Here is a 21746-nt window from a genome sequence, read left to right as displayed (position 1 = left end):
GGGAGCGGAGAGACCAGCCCGTGGGTTCCTTTCTTCAGACGTTGCAGAAGCTCGGTCCGGTTCGGCTCGGCGCCATCGCCTTGGCGCTGCTCCTCGTCATCGGGTTCTTCATCTTCGTCGCGACACGGCTGACCACGCCGTCGATGGGCCTGCTCTATGGCGACCTCGACGTGAAGGACAGCGCCCAGGTCGTGGCCAAGCTCGACGCCATGAACGTGCCGTACGAACTCCGAGGCGACGGCACGAGCATCATGGTTCCCCAGGACCAGGTCGCCCGCCTGCGCCTGACCATGGCCGAGACCGGCATTCCGCACGGCGCGTCGATCGGCTATGAAGTGTTCGACAAGCCGGAAGGCCTCGGCACCACGAATTTCGTCCAGGGCATCAACGAGATGCGGGCGCTCGAGGGCGAGCTTGCCCGGACCATCGGCACGATCTCGGTGGTCGAGGCCGCCCGGGTCCACCTGGTGCTGCCCAAGCGTGAGCTGTTCACCCGCGACCGTCAGGAACCGTCGGCCTCGATCGTGCTCAAGGTCCGCGGCAACAGCACGCTGGCCAAGGGCCAGATCGCCGCGATTCAGAACCTGGTCGCGACCGCCGTCTCGGGTCTGAAGCCAAACCACATTTCGATCATCGATCAGAACGGCAACCTGCTGGCGCGCGGCACCGACGATCCGAACCAGGCGTTCAGCGGATCGTCCACGGCCGAAGAGCAGCGGGTCGCCTATGAGAACCGCCTGTCCCGCTCGGTCGAGGACATGCTGGACCGGTCGATCGGCTTCGGCCACGTCCGGGTCGACGTCAATGCCGACATGGATTTCGACCGGGTCACGACCAATCAGGAAAGCTATGACCCGGATGGTCAGGTCGTGCGCTCGACCCAGACCATGACCGAACAGAACCAGGACAGCGACGCCGGCGACCAGCCGGTCACCGTGCAGACCAACCTGCCCGACGGGCAGCAGGCCCAGGGCGGCGCCGGGGCCGGCACGAAGTCGAAGCACAATCGCAACGAAGAAACGACCAACTACGAGATCACCAAAAAGACGACGAGCCAGACGCGCGAGGCCGGCGTGGTCAAGCGCCTGTCGGTCGCGGTGCTGGTCGACGGCACCTACAAGCCCGGCGAGAAAGGCGTGCGCGACTATCAGGCGCGCAGCCCCGAGGAGCTGGCGCAACTGACCAAGCTGGTCCAGTCGGCGATCGGGTTCGACGACAAGCGCGGCGACAAGGTGGAGGTGGTGAACCTGCGCTTCGCCGCACCGGACGACGAAGTCACCGAACCCCCGGCGATCTTCATGGGCCTGAACAAGGCCGACCTGTTCCGTGCCTCGGAAACGCTGGTGATGGGGATCGTCGCCGTGTTGGTCGTCCTGCTGGTCGTGCGGCCGCTGCTCACCCGGGCGCTCGAAAGCGCCCGCGAAACGGCCCTCGCGCAGCAGCGGGCGCTGACCGAACAGGCGATGGGCGGCACCGAGGCGCTGGCCGGGCCGATGGGCATGGGCGCGCTGACCGGCCCCGGCGGCACGCCGGGCACCGGGCTCGCCGCCATGGACGAAATGTCGGAAGAGAGCATGATCGACATCAGCCAGGTCGAAGGCCGCGTGCGCGCCTCGTCCATGAAGAAGATCGGCGAGATCGTCGAGAAGCATCCGGAAGAAGCCGTGGCGATCATCCGCAGCTGGATGTACCAGGCCACCTGATGATGATGACGATCGCACACAAGACGACGACAGGGCGGAGCTAGAGAATGCGCGTTCGCGAGGATTTCCGCACCCTTGCCGGCCCCGAGAAGGCCGCGATCCTGATGCTCGCCATCGGCGAGGAACATGCCGCCAAGCTGTTCGCGCTGATGGACGACGAGGAGATCAAGGAAATCTCCCAGACCATGGCCAACCTGGGCACGGTCTCGTCGTCCCTCGTCGAGCGGCTGTTCATCGATTTCTCGGAGCAGATCTCGGCGACCGGCTCGCTCGTCGGTTCGTACGAATCGACCGAGCGCCTGCTGAACAAGGTGCTGGGCAAGGACCGCGTCAATCTCATCATGGAAGAGATCCGCGGTCCCGCGGGCCGCACCATGTGGGACAAGCTCGGCAACGTGAACGAGGTGGTGCTGGCCAACTACCTGAAGAACGAATATCCGCAGACCGTCGCGGTCGTGCTGTCCAAGATCAAGTCGGACCATGCCGCCCGCGTGCTGTCCCAGCTGCCCGAAGGCTTCGCCATGGAAGTCGTCATGCGCATGCTGCGCATGGAGGCGGTCAACAAGGACGTGCTGGACGACGTCGAGCGCACGCTCCGGACCGAGTTCATGTCGAACCTGGCGCGCACCAACCGGCGCGATGCGCACGAGCTCATCGCCGAGATCTTCAACAACCTCGACCGCAATACCGAGAACCGCTTCCTCACCGCGCTCGAGGAACGCAACCGCAATTCGGCCGAACGCATCAAGAGCCTCATGTTCACGTTCGAGGATCTGTCGAAGCTCGATCCGATGGCGGTGCAGACCGTCCTCCGGAATGCCGAGAAGGACAAGGTGCCGATCGCGCTCAAGGGTGCGTCGGACGGTCTCAAAGACCTGTTCTTTTCCAACATGTCGGAGCGCGCCGCCAAGATCATGCGCGAGGAAATGGCCGCGATGGGTCCGGTCCGCTTACGCGAAGTCGACGAGGCCCAGACCTATATGGTCCAGATGGCCAAGGATCTCGCGGCCCGGGGCGAAATCGTCATGGCCGACAACAAGGACGACGACGAGCTGGTCTATTGATGAAGAACGCCCGGAAATTCGAGTTCGGCCTGTCGTTCGACCCACCCAATGCCCGGGGTGCGGCTCGGGCGGCAGCGACGCCCGCACCCGCACCAGAGATCCTGCCGGAACCGGAGCCCGAGGCACCCCCGCCCCCGCCGGCACCGACCTTCGGGCAGGAAGAACTGGACGCGGCGCGCCACCTGGGCCTGATGGAGGGACGCACCATCGGCGAAACCGACGCGATGCAGCGCATCGAACGGCGGCTGGCCGATACCGTCGAACGGCTGGCGCACGACCTCGAAAACCTGGGCGAGGCGCAGCAGGCGGCCCTTGGCCGGATCGAGCGTCAGGCGACGGCGCTGGCCGTGGATGTGGTGCGCAAACTGTTTCCGGCCTTCGTCGCCCGCAGCGGCACGGTCGAGATCGCGGCACTGATCGCGGACGCACTCAGCCTGGCGATGGAACAGCCCAAGCTGACCCTGCGCTGCGCACCGGACATGATCGGGGCGCTGGAGCCGATCTTGACCCAGACCGCGGCGCGCAGCGGCTTCGAAGGCCGGTTGGCGGTGCGTGGCGATCCGGAGTTGAGCGAGACGGATTGCCGGATCGAATGGAACGAAGGCGGCCTGGACCGGGAGTCCGGGCGCCTGATGACAGAGATTGAATCGGCTGTCGCCCGGGGTCTTGAGGACTTCGATCGACGGTTCGGTTCTGACGGCGCCGGAAATTCCGGTGCCCTTGAGGAGGTTCGGCCATGAACGACGACGACATGCTGCAGTTGGCGGAGCTCGATGCCGACACCCGGATGCCGGCACCCGATGCCAAGGCACCCCAGAATGCCAAGGAACTGGAAGCGGTCTACGAAATCCCGGTCCAGGTCTCGGCCGTACTCGGCAAGGCGACCATGCAGGTCAGCCAATTGCTGAAGCTGGGTCGTGGCGCCGTGGTCGAGCTCGACCGCAAGGTCGGCGAGGCGATCGACATCTATGTCAACAACCGCCTGGTCGCCCGCGGCGAAGTCGTCGTGGTCGACGACCGCCTGGGCGTGACCATGACCGAAATCGTCAAGTCCGAACGGTCTTGAGGCAGGCGGGGCTGGACGGGCAATGACCGTGAACGACTTGGAACGGGACATCAAGGTCGAGGCGCCGCCATCGCGGATCCTGCCGGACCCGATCGGGGGGACGCGTGACGGCGCCACCCTGTTCGGGCTCGGCCTCGGTCTGGCGCTGCTGGTCTTCGCCATGCTGCTCGGCGGATCGCTCGCGGCCTACGTCGACTTCCCCGCGTTCATGATGGTGGTCGGCGGTACGCTCGCCGTAACCACCATCAGCTTCGGCTTCGACGATCTGAAGCGCCTGCCCTCGGCCCTCGCCACCGCGACGATCCGGCGGGTGCCGGCGGCGCACCATGCCGCGTCGCGCCTGGTCGCCCTGGCCGAAGCCTCGCGGCGCCAGGGTTTCCTGGCGCTCGAAGACCTGCTGCCGAAACTCAAGGACGACTGGTTCCTGATCAAGGCACTCGCGTTGGTCATCGACAATACGCCGCCCGACGAGATCGAGCGGCAGCTGCGCGCCGAGCTGTCGGCCATGCTCGCCCGCCATCGGGTCGGCGGCGACATGTTGCGCCGTGCCGGCGAAGTCGCCCCGGCCATGGGGCTGATCGGCACCCTGGTCGGCCTCGTGCAGATGCTGTCGAACCTCAACAACCCCACGACCATCGGCCCGGCCATGGCCGTGGCGATCCTGGCGACGCTCTATGGCGCGGTGCTGGCGAACATGGTGCTGCTGCCGCTCGCGGCCAAGCTCGACCGGAACAACCATGCCGAGGCCCTCGTCCATAACCTCACCATCCTGGCGGCGAATGCCATCGCGCGCCAGGAAAGCCCGCGCCGGCTGGAAGTGATGCTGAACGGCATCCTGCCGCCGGCCGAGCGCATCAGCTACTTCGACTAGGAATTCGGATATGCGTCTTCTCATCGTCGGACCGCTCTCGGGCTACATCAGCGCCGCCGGCAAGATCGCGCTGTCGCGCGGCGCCAAGGTCGCGCAGATCGACGACATCGACAAAGCCATGGCGGCGCTGCGCGCCGGCCAGGGCGCCGACCTGGTGATGATCGACGTCAAGCTGGACGTCGGCCGGATGGTGCAGTCGCTCAAGGCCGAACGGATCCATATTCAGGTCGTCGCCTGCGGCGTCGGCACCGATGCCGAGTCCGCGGTGCGCGCCATCAAGGCCGGCGCCAAGGAATATATCCCGCTGCCGCCGGACGCCCAGCTGATCGCCTCGGTCCTCGAAGCGGTCGCCGCCGAAAGCCACCAGCTCGTGTTCCGCGATCCGGTCATGGGGCAGGTCCTGCGCCTGGCCGATCAGATCGCACCATCGGACGCTTCTGTGTTGATCACCGGCGAGAGCGGTACCGGCAAGGAAATCATGGCGCGCCACCTGCACCGCAAGAGCCGGCGCGCCGAGAAGCCGTTCATCTCGATCAATTGCGCCGCCATTCCCGAGCAGCTGCTCGAGTCCGAGCTGTTCGGCCACGAGAAGGGCGCCTTCACCGGCGCCGTCGCCCGCCGTCTCGGCAAGTTCGAGGAAGCCCATGGCGGCACCCTGCTGCTCGACGAAGTGACCGAAATGCACCCGCGCCTGCAGGCAAAGCTGCTACGCGCGATCCAGGAACGCGAAATCGATCGGGTCGGCGGCAGCCAGCCGGTCAAGATCGATATCCGCGTCATCGCCACCTCGAACCGAGACATGGAGGAGGCCGTGCGCCAAGGCCAGTTCCGTGACGACCTGTATTTCCGCCTGAACGTCGTGACCCTGCGCCTGCCGGCGCTCCGCGAGCGGCCGGCCGACGTGGCGGCCCTGGCCGAGCATTTCGCCAAGAAATATTCGGAGCTGAACGACGTCGACTATCACGGCCTGAGCGACGCGGCCCGTGCGATGCTGGTGCGCCATCACTGGCGCGGCAATGTGCGCGAACTGGAGAATACGATCCATCGCGCCGTGCTGCTGTCGAACGGCGGCCAGATCGATACGGACGCGATCATGCTGACCGGCATGCGGCTTGGCCCCGAACCGGCAGCCCCGCAGAATTCCGGCTTCGTCATCGCCCCGGCCCATCCGCCGCGCCCCGCCGGTGCCGGCGCCAGCGCCATGCCGCCGGGTGCCGGCGGCGGCGCCCCGGTCGGCACGCTGGTCGGCCGGACCGTGGCCGACGTGGAGCGCGACCTGATCATCGAAACCTTGCAGCATTGCCTGGGCAACCGGACCCATGCCGCCGGCATTCTGGGCATATCGATCCGTACGCTGCGCAACAAGCTGCAGCAGTACAAGCAGGAGGGCCTGTCGGTGCCCCTGCCCGGCGACGTCGAGGCCCGGGCCTGATCCGATCGCCCCACACCAACAGATGAGACAGAACCGCTAAACCATGGCCGATACTTCCAGCCCACAAGCGATCCAGACCACGTCGGCACCGGGCCCTTCGGGCACGGCCGGCACGGGTGCGTTCGCCATGGCCGGCGGCTTCCAGGGCCTGGGCAAGCGCCTGTCGACCTCGCTGCTGCGCGGCGAGATCGCGCTGGCCCTGGGCGTGGTCGCCGTGCTGACCGTGCTCGTGCTGCCGATGCCGAGCTTCCTGCTCGACATCTCGCTCGCCATGTCGATGACCCTCTCGGTCCTCATCCTGATGGTCGTGCTGTTCATCCAGAAGCCGCTGGAATTCTCGACGTTCCCGACCGTCCTGCTGATGTCGACCATGCTGCGCCTGGCGCTCAACATGGCGTCGACCCGGCTTATCCTGGGCCACGGTCACGAGGGCACGGCCGCGGCCGGCAAGGTCATCCAGGCCTTCGGCGGTTTCGTCATGAGTGGCAATTTCGTCATCGGCGTGATCGTGTTCGCGATCCTGGTGACGGTGAATTTCGTGGTCATCACCAAGGGCTCCGGCCGTATCGCCGAAGTGGCCGCGCGCTTCACCCTCGACAGCATGCCCGGCAAGCAGCTGGCGATCGACGCCGATCTGGGCGCGGGCCTGATCGACGAGACGACCGCGAAGAAACGGCGCGCCGATCTCGAGGGCGAGAGCAACTTCTTCGGCGCCATGGACGGTGCCTCGAAATTCGTGCGCGGCGACGCGGTCGCCGGGCTCATCATCACCGGCATCAACATCGCCGCCGGCCTGGTCATCGGCATCGTGCAGCGCGACCTGCCGTTCATGCAGGCGCTCAATACCTATACGATCCTGACCGTCGGCGACGGTCTGGTCTCGCAGATCCCGGCGCTGATCGTCTCGACCGCGGCCGGCCTGATGGTGTCGAAGGGCAACATCCAGGGCTCGGCCGACCAGGCGCTGTTCAGCCAGCTGTCGGCCTACCCGACCGCGCTCGGCATGGTCTCGTTCCTGGCCGGGTCGCTGTCCATCGTACCCGGCATCCCGTTCATCCCGTTCATCGCGTTTTCGATCCTGGCCGGCTGGGGCGCCTACGCGCTGCCGCGCGCGCGTCTGGCGAAGGTCGCGGCCGAGGATGCGATGCTCGATGCCGCACTCCCGAAGCCGCAGCCCAAGGAAGAGCCGATCTCGACCGCGCTCGCAATCGACCTGGTCCGGCTCGAACTGGGCTACGGCCTGCTGCCGCTGATCAACGACGAGCGCTCGTCGCGCCTCACGGACCAGATCAAAGCGTTGCGCCGGCAACTGGCGTCCGACATGGGCTTCGTCATGCCCTCGGTGCGCATCCAGGACAATCTGCAACTGGCGGCCAATACCTATGTCATCCGCGTCAAGGAGATCGAGGCCGGGCGCGGCGAACTGCGGCCAACCATGCTGCTGGTGATGGATCCGCGCGGCGAGCCGATCACGCTCCCCGGCGAGAACACGGTCGAACCGACCTTCGGCCTGCCGGCCATGTGGATCGCCGACCATCTGCGCGAGGAGGCAACGTTCCGGGGCCTGACCGTGGTCGACCCGCAGACCGTGATCACGACCCACCTGACCGAGCTGATGAAGGACAACATGCCGGAGCTGTTGTCCTACAGCGAGACCCAGAAGCTGCTGAACGACGTCGACAAGGACCACCAGAAACTGCTGGGCGAACTGATCCCCTCGATGATCTCGACCGGCGGCGTGCAGCGCGTGCTGCAGAACCTGCTACAGGAGCGCGTCTCGATTCGCGATCTGCCGACCGCGCTCGAAGGCATCGCTGAAGCCTGCGGATATACCCGCAACATCACGAATATCACCGAACATGTGCGTGCGCGGCTCGCCAGGCAGATCAGCGATGCGAATATCAGTGAAGCCGGGTACATTCCCTTGGTAACCTTGTCACCGCAATGGGAACAGACTTTCGCCGAGTCGATCGTAAGCCACGGCGACGATAAGCAGCTTTCGATGGCGCCAAGCCGGCTCCAGGAATTCATCGTCGCGGTTCGTCAAGCCTTCGAGCGGTTCAATATGGTAGGAGAGACCCCGGTTCTGCTAACCAGCCCGGCGATCCGGCCCTACGTTCGGTCGATCATCGAGCGCTTTCGGCCGGCCACCGTGGTCATGTCGCAAAACGAAGTTCACCCGAAGGCCCGGATCAAAACGCTGGGACACATCTGATGAGCACCTTCAAACCGAGCCCAGCACGGATAGCCGGCGATGCGTCTTAGGACTCTCATCGCCCCCACCATGGTCCAGGCCATGGACATGCTGCGCCGCGAGCTGGGCGAAGATGCGATCATCGTGTCTTCGGAGACGACCGAGCACGGCGTCAAACTGGTCGCCGCGATCGAGGAGGTCGAGGACGACCTGCCGACGGTCGGTCAGGTCTCGCTCGATACCTACGGCCATGCCTCCGACGAAGACCCGATCGATCTGGTCCACGAGGCGTTGATGGCACACGGCCTGCCGAACCGGCTGCTGGAACGCCTGATCGACGCGAGCTTCCTGGTCGGTGCCGACGACCCGCTGGAGGCGCTCGCAGGCGCGCTCGCCGGCACGTTCAATTTCAAGCCGCTGATCATCGACAAGCGGATCAACCAGCCGCTGATGCTGGTCGGGGCACCCGGGGCCGGCAAGACGGTCGGCGTCGCGAAGCTCGCGTTCCGCGCGGTGATGGCTGGACGATCGGTGCGCCTCATCACCACCGACACGATCCGGGCCGGCGGCATCGAGCAGCTGGACGCCTTCGCCCGCCTGATGAAGCTGCCGCTGCAGACGGCCGAGACCGAAAAGCAGCTGGTTCGCCTGATCGAAGCCGCGGCGCCCGACGATTACATCCTGATCGACACGCCGGGTGTGAACCCTTACGCACCGCGCGACATGGCCGAGATCCAGGGCCTGGCAAGGTCGATCTCGGTCGAGCCGCTGCTGGTCATCGCCGGCGGCGGCGATGTGGTCGACGCGATGGAGCAATCCTATGAATTCGCCCGGCTGGGCGTCGGCCGCGTGCTGGTCACGCGGCTCGACATGGTCCGCCGGCTCGGCAGCATGCTTGCCGCCGCCGATGCCGCGGCGGTCGCCTTCGCCGACTACAGCATGACGCCATCGGTTGCCGATGGTTTGAACCCGCTCGATCCCATGGGTCTCGCCCGCATGTTGATGCCCGAACCGTCCGCCGTTACGCTTACACAATCTGTTTCTCAAGGTGCCCGCCCATGATCGTCCCGCTCGACCTCCGGCAGACGGCGCCGAATTCCGCGAACCAGCGCACCAACCTCCTCGCCGTTGCATCGGGCAAAGGTGGCGTCGGCAAGACCTGGTTCTCGATCACCCTGTCCCATGCCCTGACCTTGGCCGGCCGCAAGGCGCTGCTGTTCGACGGCGATCTGGGCCTGGCCAACGTCGACGTGCAGCTGGGCATGATGCCCCACCGCGACCTCGGTACCGTGCTGGCCGGCCAGACCACGCTGGCGGAGGCCGCGACCCGTTATCCGGCCGGCGGCTTCGACATCATCGCCGGCCGGTCGGGCACGGGCTCGCTCGCGCAGATTCCGCCGAGCAAGCTCGCAGCGCTCCGCAACGACCTCGCCCTGCTGTCGAACGGCTATGATTTCGTGATCATGGACATGGGCGCCGGCATCGAGCGCACGGTCCGTTCGTTCGCGACCCAAGCCCGCGCCTGCATCGTGGTCACGACCGACGAGCCGACGGCGATCACCGACGCCTATGCCTTCATCAAGGTGACGGCGATGGAACGGCCCAACGCCGACCTGCGCATCGTGGTCAACATGGCCTCCTCGATCCGCGAGGGCGAGCGCACCTACGGGATCCTGCTGAAGGCCTGCCGCGAGTTCCTCAAGATCGAGCCGGAACTGGGCGGCATCATCCGGCGGGACCAGCATGTCCGCGAGGCGATCCGCAAGCAGAGCTCGCTCCTGACCCGCTATCCCAACACCGAGGCGGCCCAGGACATCCAGGCGATCGCGCAGCGCCTGATCGAAACCTTCTAGGCACGCGACGATCGGGGCCGCGCGATGAGCGTCACCAGCGCGACGCCGACCAGCTCGGTCAGCCAGGCTGCTGCCGCAGCCGGCACCGCGACCGGACCGGCCCAGGTCGTCGTCGTTCAGGTGCTGGGAGCCTATGGCGGCGATGCCGTGCGCAATGGTCTGGTCCAGACCCTGCAGGACGCCGCCGGCCCCGGCAGCATCGTCACGGGCACCGTCACCGACGTCCGCGCCGACGGCACCTTCGCCCTGCAGACCAAGGCCGGCCCGGAACTGGTGCTGCATCATCCGCCGGAATTGCCGCTGACTGTCGGCAGCGCCGTCGCCGTGCGCATCGTGTCGATCTCGCCGACCCCTCAAGTCGCGGTCCTGACGGTCGATGGCAAGCTGGTCAGCAGCCAGTTGACGGGCACGGTCGTACCACCCCAGCCCGGCACACCGCCCGCTCCCGCCACCATGGTGCCACCGCTGGCAGCCGGCACCCTCCCCGTGCTGCCGGCGACCTTGGCGTCGACCCTGTTCGCGGCGATCAGCCTCGAAGACGAAGTGGCGATCGAAGCGGCCTTGTCGGGCGACGGCGGCGTGACGTCGCTCGCGACCCAGGCCGCCGGCGACGTGGTGCAGGCCGATGCCCAAAGCGTGATCGCCACCCTGCTCCGTCCGGCCCCGGCGCGCCTCGGCAGCGCGCCGATCGCGGCCGGCACCCGATATCTTGCGACGCTGTCGATTGGCACGGTCGAGTCGGAGCCGGCGGATACCATCGACGCCCGGAACCCGCTCGGCACCGTGCCGCCCACTCCGGTCGATTCGGATGAGCCGGCCAACCTGCCGACGGACAATGGTACAGAAGGCGCGGCGGACCCCGCGGCACCGACCCTGCCCCAGCCGCCGGCGACGGCGGGGACGGCCCCGACGGCGCAGCCGCTCGACCTCGCCAACTTCACGGCGCTCACGACCGTCCTCGCCGGACGGGTGTTGCCCACATCGTCGGACAGCGAGACCCTGGTCGAGACCGCGGTCGGCACTCTGTCGATCCCCGTTCAGGACATGCCGCCCGCGACCGGCGCCGCGATTCAGCTGAAGATCACCGCGGTGGCGCCGCCGGTGTCGTCGGAAAAGCCGGCGCTCCCGAAAACACCCGTCGAAGACGCGCGGCAGGGCCAGCCTGCATTGCAGGATGCCGCCCAGATCCTGGCGCCGATCGCGCCGGCGCTGGCCCAACAGATCCAGGCCCAGCTTTCCCTGCAGCCGAGCGACCATCTGGCCTCCTTGATCCTCAATTTCCTGGGCGGCCTCAAGATGGGACCGCCGCCGCTCCGTTGGCCCGATCCCCCGATTCGCAAGGCACTGGTCGATGCCGGGCGCAGCGATGTCGCGACCCGGCTCGACACCGACGCGAGCCAGATCGGCCAGACCCGGCCGGCACCGCCGGGTGACTGGTCCATCACGATCCTGCCCTACCTGGGCCTCGCCACGACCAAGCCCATGCGCCTCTATCGCCGCACGCCCGGCGAGGAAGAGCGGGAGAAGGGCGGCGGCGAGCGATTCGTCATAGAACTTCAGCTGGTCCGCCTCGGCGCCATGCAGCTGGACGGCCTGGTGCGCGAGCGGCGCTTCGACCTGGTCCTTCGCAGTGAAAAATCGCTCGACGACGGCCTGCGGGCACTGGTCGAGCGGACATTCCGCGACTCGCTGCTGATCAGCGGCTGGAGCGGCGAAATCAGCTATGCCCGCACCGGAGCGGTACCGCTGATCCCCTTGCAGCCCGATGGCGGCGCGGTCGGGTTGAGCGCGTAAGCCAACGCGACGCCGCCGCTTGCCGCCCCGTCGGCATCCGCTATACTTCGTCCCATGTAAGCGCTCCCGCCTTTTCGACTTCTCAGCGTCCGTGTCGCCGCGGATGCCTCTGCATGTCTTCAAGGAATTGGGAAATGAGCGACTTCGAGTCTCGCCCGCACTCTTCGGCCTATTTCGGCGAGGAGCGGGATTATTGGTGGAATGACGATTATCTCGACCTGCTGGCCCGGCGCCTCGGGCTCGACCGGGTCGGTGTGTTAGCCGACGTCGGCTGTGGCATCGGCCATTGGGGCGGCCTGCTTGCCCGTCATCTGCCGGCCAATGCCGAAATGATCGGCATCGACCGGGACCCGGCGAACGTGGCCGGCGCTCGCCAGCGTTTCGCACGACTCTGGCCGGACCTGTCCACGCGCTTCGTCGAGGGCGACGCCACGGCACTGCCGCTCGACGATCGGAGCGTCGATCTTGCGACCTGCCAGACCCTGTTGATCCATCTGGCCCAGCCGATGTCGGCGATCGCCGAAATGATCCGCGTGACCAGGCCCGGCGGTCAGGTGGTCGCGGTCGAGCCGAACAACCTGTTCAACCGCATGGCCGTCTCTTCGTTGACCGCGGACATGCCGCTCGATCGGCAGATCGAGGAAGCATCGATCGCCATGCGGCTGGTCGAGGGGCGGCGGCGGCGCGGCCTCGGCTGCGAATATCTGGGCGATCTGTTGCCCGGCCTCTTCGCGGCGGCGGGCTTGGCGGACATTCGCGTCTGGCTGTCCGACCGGGCCTTGGCCCTCGTGCCGCCCTACGGCCCGCCTGAGCAGCAAGCGCAACTGGCCGCGATCGAGCGATGGCAGCGGGAAGGTTCCGGTCCGTACGACCGGACCGAGTTCGCCGCCGACCTCGCGGCAGGCGGCGCCGACGAGTTCATGATCGAAAGGGGTTGGCAGGCGATGCTCGACGGCAATGCGCAAGCGAGCGCGTCCATAGCCGAACGGCGCTATCACGCGGCCGGCGGCGGGCTGTTCTATATCGTTGCAGGCAGAGTTCGGTAATTCCGGAAATCCGGCGCCGCCCGATCGGGCGGCGCCGGACCCGTCATTTCTTCCGAATGAGCGTGCCGGCACCCGAGCTGATGAACAGCTCGACCAGAATCGCGTGTGCCTTGCGGCCGTCGAGGATGACCGCCGCTTCGACACCCTGGTCGACCGCGTCCAGGCACGTCTCGATCTTGGGGATCATGCCGCCGTAGATCGTGCCGTCGGCAATCATGGCGCGCGCCTGATCGACCGAGATTTCGGGCATGACCTTCTTGTCCTGGTCCATCACGCCGGCAGTGTCGGTCAGCATCAGCAGGCGTGAGGCCTTCAGCGCACCGGCGATGGCACCGGCCGAGGTGTCGGCGTTGATGTTGTAGGTCTCGCCCTCGGCCCCGAGGCCGATCGGCGCGATGACCGGGATGATGTCGGAGCGTGTCAGCAGATCCAGCACGCCGGTATTGATCTCCGTCGGTTCGCCGACGAAGCCCAGGTCCAGCAACTGCTCGATGTTGCTGTCCGGATCGCGCTTGGTCCGAGTCAGTTTCCGGGCGCGGATCAGGCCGCCGTCCTTGCCCGACAGGCCGATCGCGGTGCCGCCGGCGGCATTGATCAGGCCGACGATCTCTTTGTTGATCGAGCCCGCCAGCACCATCTCGACGATCTCGACCGTCTCCTTGTCGGTGACGCGCAGCCCGTCGATGAACGACGACTTGATCTTCAGCCGCTCGAGCATCTGGCCGATCTGCGGGCCGCCGCCATGGACGACCACGACATTGACGCCGATCTGCTTCAGCATGACCACGTCGCGCGCGAAGCGGGCGCCCAGCACGGTGTCGCCCATGGCATGGCCGCCGTACTTCACCACGACGGTCTTGCCGGCATAGCGCTTCATGAAGGGCAGCGCCTCGGACAGGATTTCCGCCTTGAGCGCGATTTCTTGTTCACTGATCATCGGGCGGCCCTCTCGCTCCGCGTGGTTTCTTTCTCGTAGGACCCGATTAGACGACTGAGGTTACCGCTGCAAGCGCGGTGAGCGCCGCGCGGAGCACGGCGATGCCCGTACCATCCTCGGAGCTGGTCGCGTGAATGACCGGATGCGCCGCCGTGTGGGTCGCCAGCACCGCACCGATCTCGCGCATCCGGGCGGCGAGTTCGTTCGGACGGACCTTGTCCGCCTTGGTCAGCACGATCTGGTAGGACACTGCCGAGCCGTCGAGCATCTTCATGATCGGCTCGTCGACGTCCTTCAGCCCGTGGCGCGCGTCGATCAGCACGCAGACGCGCCGAAGGGTCGAGCGGCCGCGCAGGAAATCATTCACCAGCCCGTTCCAGGCGGCGATCTGGGTCTTCGGCGCCTTGGCATAGCCATAGCCGGGCATATCGACCAGGACCAGGCGGGACCCCAGGTCGAAGAAGTTGAGCTGCTGGGTCCGCCCCGGCGTGTTGGAGGTGCGCGCCAGCGTGTTGCGGCCGGTGAGGCCGTTGATCAGGCTCGACTTGCCGACGTTGGAGCGTCCGGCAAATGCCACTTCAGGCAGGGTCGCGGCCGGGATGGTTTCCAGCTTGGTCGATCCGTTGGTGAAGCCGCATTCGGCAGCGAACAGCCGTCGCCCGGCATCGAGGGACGCGGGCGACGGCTCCAGTTCGCTGTCCATCTCAGGCCCTGGCGCGGGCGGCAGCGGCCGCGGCGCCCCGGCGGCGGATCAGCATCTGCTGGCCGACCGTCAAGATGTTGTTCCAGGAATAGTAGATCATCAGGCCGGCGGGGAATTTGCCGAGCATGAAGGTGAAGACGAACGGCATGAACTGCATCATGCGCGCCTGCGTCGGGTCGGGCGGCGTCGGCTGCATGCGCTGCTGCAGCAACATGGTGATGCAGTAGATCGCCGGCCAGGCGCCGATCATCAGGAACTGCGGCGGCGTCCAGGGGATGAGGCCGAACAGGTTGAACAGGGTCGTCGGATCCGGTGCCGACAGATCCTGGATCCAGCCGAAGAACGGCGCATGCCGCATCTCGATGGTGACATAGAGCACCTTGTACAGCGAGAAAAACACCGGGATCTGCAGCAGCATCGGCAGACAGCCCGCGACCGGGTTGACGCCCATGCGCTTGTAGAGCGCCATGGTTTCCTGCTGCAGCTTGACCTTGTCGTCGCCGCACTGTTCCTTCAGCTTCGCCATTTCCGGCTGAAGCTGCTTCATCTTGTCCATGCTCTTGAAGGCCTTGTTGGCCAAAGGGAAGAACAGGCCCTTGATGACGACCGTCAGCATCAGGATGGCGATGCCGAAATTGCCGACCTGGGCATAGAGCCAGTCGAGCAGGTAGAAGATCGGCTTGGTCAGGAAATAGAACCAGCCGAAATCGACCGCACGATCGAAATTCGGCAGGCCGGCATTCTTGGTGTAATGGTCGAGCAGCTTCACTTCCTTGGCGCCGGCGAAGACGACGCCGCTATTGTCGATCGACGCACCGGGGGCGACATCGGTCTCCGCACCCAGATAGTCGGCCTGGAAGGTCTGGGTCTCGCCAGTGCCGGAATGGGAGAAGCGCGCCGTGATGGCGGTTTTCTGATCCGGCGCCACCGCGGCCAGCCAATATTTGTCGGAGAAGCCCAACCAACCGCCGACCGTTTCCTTGGGCACCGTCTTGCCTGCCGCCACGTCCTTGTAGCTCAGTTCCTCTGCGCCGGTCGTATAGCCGCCGATCGGCCCTTCGTAGGATACCCAGGTCGAAGACGCCGCCGGTTCGCCGGTCCGCGCGACCGAGGCATAGGGATAGAGGGCGACGGGGGCCGTTCCCGCGTTCGCGACCGTGTCTTTGATCGTGAACAGGAAATTGTCGTCGACCGAGACTTCGCGCTTGAAGGTCAGGCCGGCGCCGTTGTCCCAGGTCAGGGCGACCGGGGTCTTGGGCGACAGCGTGCCGCCGGAGGATTGCCAGACCGTGTCATCGTTCGGCAGCTTGACCGACGGGTCCTTGGCGATCCAGCCCTGCGAGGCGCGATAGGCATTGGGGGCGCCAGAGGGCGACAGCAGCACGATGGCCGGGCTCGCCGGATCGATGGTCTCGCGATAGCGCGTCAACGTCAGGTCGTCGAATCGCGCGCCCTTCAGATTGATCGAGCCCTTCAGGTTCGGCGTATCGATGGCAATGCGTTGCGTTTCGGCCAACACCTGGTCGCGCGTCTCGGTCGCGGCCGCCTCGGTAGCGGCGTTCGGCAATTGCGTGCCGGTGGGCGCGTTCGGTCCGGCCGGCGAAACGTTGGCGGCATTGTTCTGAGCCGCCTGTTCGGCGGTCTGCACCGGCCGCTGCGGATGCGGTAGGAGATACTGGGAGCCGAGCAGAATCGCGATGGCGAGCGCGATAAAGACGACGAGATTGCGTTGCTCCATTCCCTGCATGGGTCCTCTCAGGGCACGCCACCCTAACGGGCGTGCCGACATCCAGTATGATGCGCGCGACCGTCGGCCGGCGCAGGCGCGATATTCTCGGGAACCGGATCGTAGCCGCTACCGCCCCAGGGGTGGCAGCGGCCGAGCCGGCATAGCGACATCCAGCTGCCGGACCAGGCGCCGTGGCGGCCGATCGCCTCCATGGCATAGGCCGAACAGCTCGGTTCGAATCGGCATTTCGGTCCCAGCAATGGCGAGACCAGCATCCGGTAGAGCCAGATTAGCCCCCGCAACACACGCGCCATGATCGCCTCGCTACTCGGCCGATGCCGAGAAAGCGGCCGGACCATCGCGCCAGACTTTGAGCCGTCGCAAGGCTTTTTCAAGTTCTGCCAGCAATTGCGCGTAGCGCACACCGCCGGTTTCCTGCCGCGCGATCAGCACGAAGTCGTGTTCGGGCAGGCCGTTGTCCGCCACCAAAGCACGCGCCGCCGCGCGCAGACGGCGCTTGGCGCGGTTGCGGGCGACGGCGTTGCCGACTTTCTTCGATGCGGTAAAACCGATGCGGCGCCCCTCGGCATGGGGCCCGGCCATCTCAGGTGCGTCGCTGAGCGCAACCTGCAGAATCAGGCCGGGGGCCACCCATTTGCGTCTCCCGCCCGCGACGCGCAAGAAATCCTTGCGCTCTGTCATCCGGCCGAGAGTACGGGGCATGGGAGGCCGCTTGAAGCGGCCGTTAGGCCGACAGACGCTTGCGGCCGCGGCTGCGACGGGCGGCCAGCACCTTACGTCCGCCGACCGTGGCGAGGCGGGCGCGGAAGCCGTGGCGCCGCTTACGGACGATCTTGCTGGGCTGATAGGTGCGCTTCACGACGAAAACTCCAAACGCTTAGGCATCAAAATTCGAGCGCCCGTCTATAGAGGAGCCCTCGGCTTAAGTCAATTCACCGCGGCGCGGCAAACACACAGACCTTCCGGCACCGGAGCGCAGGGCTCCAAGGCCGGGGGCCCATCCCGCCCTCAATGGGCGAAGATGTCGCTCTCCGGCCAGCCGGCCAGATCCAGCAGCGCGCGCGCCGGCAGGAAGTCGAAACAGGCCTGGGCGAGTTCGGTCCGGCCCTCGCGCGCCAGCATCACGTCGAGCTTTTCCTTCATCTGGTGAAGATACAGCACGTCGGACGCGGCGTATTTCAGCTGTTCTTCGGTCAGCTCATCGGCGCCCCAGTCGGAAGACTGCTGCTGCTTCGACAGCTCGATGTTCAGCAGCTCCTTGCACAGGTCCTTCAGGCCATGGCGGTCGGTGAAGGTGCGTACGAGCTTGGAAGCGATCTTGGTGCAATAGACCGGCGCCGTGACCACGCCCAGGTACTGCTTCATCACGGCGATGTCGAATCGGCCGAAATGGAACAGCTTGGTGACGGCCGGATCGGTCAGGAGCGCCTTGAGGTTGGGCGCGTCATACTCGCCGAGCGGCAGCTGGACGATATGGGCCGTGCCGTCGCCGGCCGACAGCTGCACAACGCACAAACGATCGCGCCACGGGTTGAGGCCCATGGTCTCGCTATCGATGGCGACTGAATTTCCGAAGGAAAGGCCGGCGGGCAGATCGCCGCGGTGATAAGTAACGGTCACGGGCGGTGTCCTGCGGAGAAGAGGTCCCTCCCCGTCCATCCGATCTTCTGCAAGATCAGACGGACGGGAGGATCACTATGGTGCCCAGGAAAAGACTCGAACTTTCACGAGGTTGCCCCCACTGATACCTGAAACCAGCGCGTCTACCAATTCCGCCACCTGGGCTTAGGTGAGGAGCCGGGTGATAAGGGAGCCCGCAGGCCTTGTCAACCAGACTTTTCACGTCGCCATCCGGACCGCCCGGTCCGGGCGGGCGCCGCGCGGCCCCGCAAAAGATTGGCCGAGCCTTGGGAGCGCCAAGCCTTTTTACGTGTTAGTGTTTTCGTTGATCGGAAACGCTTTGAGAGGTCTGAACATGGCTCCCATTCGCCGCGCGACGGTCTTCGGAGGCACCGGCTTCATCGGACGCTACATCGTGAAGCGGCTGGCCCAGCGCGGCGTGACGGTCGCGGTGGTCGGCCGGCATGCGCGACGCGGCAACTATCTGCAGCCGATGGGCGACGTCGGCCAGATCGTCCTGGTGAATGGCGACATCCGCGACGAGGAACTGGTCATGGCAGCGGTCGGCGGGTCGGAGCTGGTCGTCAACCTCGTGGGCATCCTGGCGCAAAGCGGCCGGCAACGCTTCGACGCCCTGCAGCACGAGGGCGCCCATCGCATCGCCCGCGCCTCTGCGTCGGCCGGCGTCGACCGCTTCATCCAATTCTCGGCCATCGGCGCCGATGCGGCGTCGGCCTCGCTCTATGCCAAATCCAAGGCCGAGGGTGAAATCGCGGTCCGCTCGGCTTTTCCGAGCGCAACCATCCTGCGCCCCTCGATCGTGTTCGGGCCGGAGGATCAGTTCTTCAACCGGTTCGCCGCCATGACGCGACTTTCGCCGTTCCTGCCCCTGATCGGCGGCGGCGAGACCCGGTTCCAGCCGGTCTATGTCGGCGACGTCGCCAATGCGGCGATGGTGGTGCTCGACCGGCCCGACACCGCCGGCCAGACCTATGAATTGGGCGGCCCGCACGTCTATAGCTTCGCCGAGTTGATGCGGATCATGCTGCGCGAGATCGACCGGCCCAATTTCCCGCTCGTCTCGATCCCCTTCGGCCTCGCCACCTTCCAGGCGGCCATCCTCGAGCATCTGCCCGGCCGGTTGCTGACGCGCGACCAGGTCCTGCTGCTGAAGAGCGACAATGTCGTCTCGCCCGGCGCCAAGACGCTGGTCGACCTCGGGATTACGCCGACGGCGCCCGAGGTGATCCTGCAGAGCTACCTGGAGCGGTTCCGCATCGGTGGGCGCTTCGCCCCGCACAAGCCGGCCTGACGGCCGCTCAGCCGCGACCGGCGAGGGACGGCGCCTCGTCGAGGAACAATCGGGCGAGCGCCTCGATCGACCGGCGGATGCGCGGTACACGTTTCAAGTCGGCGTGGACCAGCAGCCAGCGATCCTCGATCAATTCCGCGAGCGGCGCGCCCAGCCGCTCCAGCCGGGGATCCGCGTCACCGGAGAAGCAGGCGAGCAATCCGAGGCCGGCACCGCTCGCGACCAGGTCCTGCATGACCAGATGGTTGCTCGTCCGGCTGGCCTGTGCCGGCCCGCCAAGGTGCCGGGCCAGCCAGCGGGCGACCGGAAAATACTGATGCGGCCCGTCGAGCCCGACCCAGAGCGCCGGATCGGGCGGGCAGGCCCGGGCCTCGGGCCGCGCCTCCAGAAAGCTTCGGGCGCCATAGATGCCATAGCCGAACGGCTTCAGCTTGCGTGCTACCAGGTCGCCCGCAGCGGGCAGCGCCGTGGTGATCGCCAGGTCCGCGTCGCGCCGGGCGAGATTGGTCGGCATGTGGGATTGGCCCAATTCGAGCGTGATTCCCGGCAGCGCCCCCACGAGCCGAGCCCAGCGCGACGAGAGGAACCGGGTATCCCAGTCGTTCGCGGTCAGCCGCACGGTTCCGCCGTCGATCTCGGTCGCTTCGGACCGGCGCCGGATCGATTCGGCCGCCCCACGCATGTCCTCGGCCAGCGGCACGAAATCGCGTCCCTCGGCCGTCAGCGCATAGCCCTCGGGCAGGCGGTCGAACAGCCGCAGGCCAAGCGCCTGTTCGAGCGCATGCACCCGTCGCCCGACCGTAGCGATGCCGACCCGCTCCTGACGCGCCGCCGCCGACAGGCTACCGGCCTGGGCTACCGCCAGGAACAGCCTTATGTCGTTCCATTCCAAGCCCGGGCCTTTCATTCTTGGCGACGCCCTTCAGCCCGCGTTCCGCCGGGCCCTCGCTCCCTGTGGCATGCCGCCGATTTCGATGCTAGAAAATATTCATCGGAATCATCCTGAGCGCGAACATGACCTTACCCTGCACCTTTAGAATTCTCGGCTGCGCATTGATCTCTGTTGCTGGTCTTTGGATCGATGCGAGTCATGCCGCCACCGACTGCACCTTGAAGCTTCTCGCATCGATTCCGGCTGAGGTCACTCGCTACAACACATTGGTTGTCGACGTCAAAATCAATGACGTTCCAGTCAAGATACGGGTCGACACCGGGGGTGTGGCCTCCATGGTGAGCAAAAAATTCGCCGAGCGCCTGGGCATGCCGATCGAAGAAATGCCGAGCGTCCTGTTCGGTCTGACCGGCAAGGCGATAAACCAGAAAACGCGGGTGACTACGCTGAAGATGGGTGAGGCGGTCAGTCGGAATGCCGATTTCGCCGTGATGCCGAGTGGCGGCGATGGTACCGACGGCGAGCCGGTCGGGCTGTTCGGTACGGACTATCTCCAGAATTACGACGTCGAATTCGACTTCGCCGGCGGCAAGATGAACCTCTTTTCGCCGGAGCATTGCGCGGACCGCGTCGTCTATTGGGCACCTGAATTCTTCAAGACCAAGATACGCTACCAGGTGGGCGGCATCCTCCATACTCCGCTGATCAATATCGCCATCGACGGCAAGAATATGCTTGGCATCATCGACACCGGGGCTCCCTCAAACATGATGCGGATGGCCTCGGCCGAGGACCGGTTTGATCTCTCTTTTGGTTCCATCGACACGCCTAAGGTCGGGAAGGCGTACGGCATCGAGGGAGTAAAGCTCGATAGATACGAGCATGTCTTTCAAAGCATGACGTTCGGTGATCTCACTCTGCATAATACCAAAATTGAGATCGCTCCGATCAACTCGGCAGCGCATGTCGAAAAAATCGGGAGTCATTTGAAAGAAAGTCCCGAAGACGAGCCGGATGTGTATGTCGGCATGAATTTTCTGACGAAGTTGCATCTGTTCATTTCGTACAGCGAGAACGCGATTTACTATACGATAGCGCCGCCTAAATAATCTGCGGCTGACATCATTGGTGAAGCGGGGGGGGCCGGCACGTTTCCGGCCCCTTTTTCGTCGTGTTTCTTACGACATTTTCAAACCGTCCAAGAAGCTACTAACGGAGAAAAGTTTCGAGCCGCCATCCACCTCGGACGCTTTAGGTCGATAAATCCGAATCGGAACAAATGAAAGATCGTTTCACGCGATTTCGATGGAACGGCTCCGACATTCCCATCCCGCATTGCAGAAATAAGGTCCGATCCGGGTATTACCATTCCTTTCTCCTTGGAAACCGCCGGTTTGCTCCCGTATATCCGATCGAGCCTGGTTCATCCGGGCGTTCCTCGACCGCGTATCGGAGCGGCCTCATGGCGCAGAAGCTGTTGCAGTTCACCAAGATCGATCAGGCCAATCC

Annotated in this window: 22 protein-coding genes and 1 tRNA gene; 14 read left to right on the top strand and 9 right to left on the bottom strand. The window is 65.6% G+C overall.

The annotated features are described in order from the left end of the window. The first annotated feature begins 20 nt into the window (after positions 1 to 20). From fliF to VGV37_RS05880, 11 genes are all read left to right on the top strand, one after another. Positions 21 to 1703: a flagellar basal-body MS-ring/collar protein FliF gene (gene fliF / locus VGV37_RS05930; protein WP_326878711.1), complete on the top strand. Its 1683-nt coding sequence runs from the start codon at positions 21 to 23 to the stop codon at positions 1701 to 1703. A 47-nt stretch (positions 1704 to 1750) separates the two neighbouring features. Beyond that, complete coding sequence (gene fliG, locus VGV37_RS05925; RefSeq protein WP_326878710.1) at positions 1751 to 2767, top strand: flagellar motor switch protein FliG; 1017 nt, start codon at positions 1751 to 1753, stop codon at positions 2765 to 2767. Continuing rightward, entirely contained in the window at positions 2767 to 3507 is a 741-nt protein-coding gene (locus VGV37_RS05920) for a FliH/SctL family protein (protein ID WP_326878709.1), read from the top strand. The genes fliG and VGV37_RS05920 overlap by 1 nt, the downstream gene beginning before the upstream one ends. A gap of 47 nt (positions 3508 to 3554) precedes the next feature. Then, complete coding sequence (gene fliN, locus VGV37_RS05915; RefSeq protein WP_326878835.1) at positions 3555 to 3833, top strand: flagellar motor switch protein FliN; 279 nt, start codon at positions 3555 to 3557, stop codon at positions 3831 to 3833. Between the two features lie 22 nt (positions 3834 to 3855). Beyond that, entirely contained in the window at positions 3856 to 4704 is an 849-nt protein-coding gene (locus tag VGV37_RS05910; protein WP_326878708.1) for a motility protein A, read from the top strand. Between the two features lie 10 nt (positions 4705 to 4714). Continuing rightward, the gene (locus tag VGV37_RS05905; RefSeq protein WP_326878707.1) at positions 4715 to 6136 is read left to right on the top strand and encodes a sigma-54 dependent transcriptional regulator; all 1422 of its coding nucleotides are present in this window, start codon (positions 4715 to 4717) and stop codon (positions 6134 to 6136) included. Positions 6137 to 6179: 43 nt separating this feature from the next. Next, the gene (gene flhA, locus VGV37_RS05900; RefSeq protein ID WP_414637932.1) at positions 6180 to 8351 is read left to right on the top strand and encodes a flagellar biosynthesis protein FlhA; all 2172 of its coding nucleotides are present in this window, start codon (positions 6180 to 6182) and stop codon (positions 8349 to 8351) included. A 39-nt stretch (positions 8352 to 8390) separates the two neighbouring features. Further along, complete coding sequence (locus VGV37_RS05895) at positions 8391 to 9392, top strand: hypothetical protein (RefSeq protein WP_326878706.1); 1002 nt, start codon at positions 8391 to 8393, stop codon at positions 9390 to 9392. Beyond that, positions 9389 to 10183 carry a MinD/ParA family protein gene (locus VGV37_RS05890; RefSeq protein ID WP_326878705.1) on the top strand — a complete coding sequence of 265 codons (795 nt, stop codon included), beginning with the start codon at positions 9389 to 9391 and terminating at the stop codon, positions 10181 to 10183. The genes VGV37_RS05895 and VGV37_RS05890 overlap by 4 nt, the downstream gene beginning before the upstream one ends. Positions 10184 to 10207: 24 nt before the next feature. Further along, positions 10208 to 11977, top strand: a complete 1770-nt coding sequence (locus VGV37_RS05885) for a hypothetical protein (protein WP_326878704.1) — start codon at positions 10208 to 10210, stop codon at positions 11975 to 11977. Positions 11978 to 12111: 134 nt separating this feature from the next. Further along, entirely contained in the window at positions 12112 to 13023 is a 912-nt protein-coding gene (locus VGV37_RS05880; protein ID WP_326878703.1) for a class I SAM-dependent methyltransferase, read from the top strand. Between the two features lie 43 nt (positions 13024 to 13066). Here the strand turns inward: VGV37_RS05880 and argB are convergent, their stop codons facing one another. The 8 genes from argB to VGV37_RS05840 all read right to left on the bottom strand — a co-directional run bounded on the left by argB (position 13067) and on the right by VGV37_RS05840 (position 18198). Next, entirely contained in the window at positions 13067 to 13960 is an 894-nt protein-coding gene (argB, locus tag VGV37_RS05875; protein WP_326878702.1) for an acetylglutamate kinase, read from the bottom strand. A 46-nt stretch (positions 13961 to 14006) separates the two neighbouring features. Next, on the bottom strand, positions 14007 to 14663 hold the full coding sequence (yihA, locus tag VGV37_RS05870) for a ribosome biogenesis GTP-binding protein YihA/YsxC (RefSeq protein WP_326878701.1): 657 nt from the start codon (positions 14661 to 14663) through the stop codon (positions 14007 to 14009). A gap of 1 nt (position 14664) precedes the next feature. Continuing rightward, positions 14665 to 16401: a membrane protein insertase YidC gene (yidC, locus tag VGV37_RS05865; RefSeq protein WP_326878700.1), complete on the bottom strand. Its 1737-nt coding sequence runs from the start codon at positions 16399 to 16401 to the stop codon at positions 14665 to 14667. 32 nt (positions 16402 to 16433) lie between these two features. Next, positions 16434 to 16706 (bottom strand): membrane protein insertion efficiency factor YidD, encoded by a 273-nt coding sequence (gene yidD, locus VGV37_RS05860; RefSeq protein WP_326878699.1) that lies wholly within the window; start codon positions 16704 to 16706, stop codon positions 16434 to 16436. Positions 16707 to 16716: 10 nt separating this feature from the next. Further along, positions 16717 to 17115: a ribonuclease P protein component gene (rnpA, locus tag VGV37_RS05855; protein WP_326878698.1), complete on the bottom strand. Its 399-nt coding sequence runs from the start codon at positions 17113 to 17115 to the stop codon at positions 16717 to 16719. A 22-nt stretch (positions 17116 to 17137) separates the two neighbouring features. Then, positions 17138 to 17272 (bottom strand): 50S ribosomal protein L34, encoded by a 135-nt coding sequence (rpmH, locus tag VGV37_RS05850; protein WP_189043784.1) that lies wholly within the window; start codon positions 17270 to 17272, stop codon positions 17138 to 17140. Between the two features lie 149 nt (positions 17273 to 17421). Further along, positions 17422 to 18072, bottom strand: coding sequence for a ribonuclease D (locus tag VGV37_RS05845; protein WP_414637931.1), 651 nt, complete (start codon positions 18070 to 18072; stop codon positions 17422 to 17424). 39 nt (positions 18073 to 18111) lie between these two features. Further along, positions 18112 to 18198, bottom strand: a tRNA-Leu gene (locus tag VGV37_RS05840). Positions 18199 to 18388: 190 nt separating this feature from the next. On the opposite strand from VGV37_RS05840, the gene VGV37_RS05835 reads away from it, so the two are divergent. Next, the gene (locus VGV37_RS05835; protein ID WP_326878696.1) at positions 18389 to 19345 is read left to right on the top strand and encodes a complex I NDUFA9 subunit family protein; all 957 of its coding nucleotides are present in this window, start codon (positions 18389 to 18391) and stop codon (positions 19343 to 19345) included. Positions 19346 to 19352: 7 nt separating this feature from the next. On the opposite strand, the gene VGV37_RS05830 is transcribed toward VGV37_RS05835, so the two are convergent. Next, positions 19353 to 20252, bottom strand: a complete 900-nt coding sequence (locus tag VGV37_RS05830) for a LysR family transcriptional regulator (RefSeq protein WP_326878695.1) — start codon at positions 20250 to 20252, stop codon at positions 19353 to 19355. 107 nt (positions 20253 to 20359) lie between these two features. Here VGV37_RS05830 and VGV37_RS05825 point away from each other — a divergent pair, with 107 nt between their 5' ends. Together VGV37_RS05825 and VGV37_RS05820 are read left to right on the top strand one after the other, a co-directional pair. Next, on the top strand, positions 20360 to 21346 hold the full coding sequence (locus VGV37_RS05825; RefSeq protein WP_326878694.1) for an aspartyl protease family protein: 987 nt from the start codon (positions 20360 to 20362) through the stop codon (positions 21344 to 21346). Positions 21347 to 21516: 170 nt separating this feature from the next. Continuing rightward, on the top strand, positions 21517 to 21746 hold a 230-nt coding region (locus VGV37_RS05820), incomplete at its 3' end, for a hypothetical protein (RefSeq protein WP_326878693.1).

The sequence above is a fragment of the Aliidongia sp. genome, from assembly GCF_035943795.1.
GTDB lineage: Bacteria > Pseudomonadota > Alphaproteobacteria > ATCC43930 > CGMCC-115725 > Aliidongia.
Note: the sequence above shows the minus strand (reverse complement) of the source record. Positions and strands in the feature narration are given on the sequence as shown.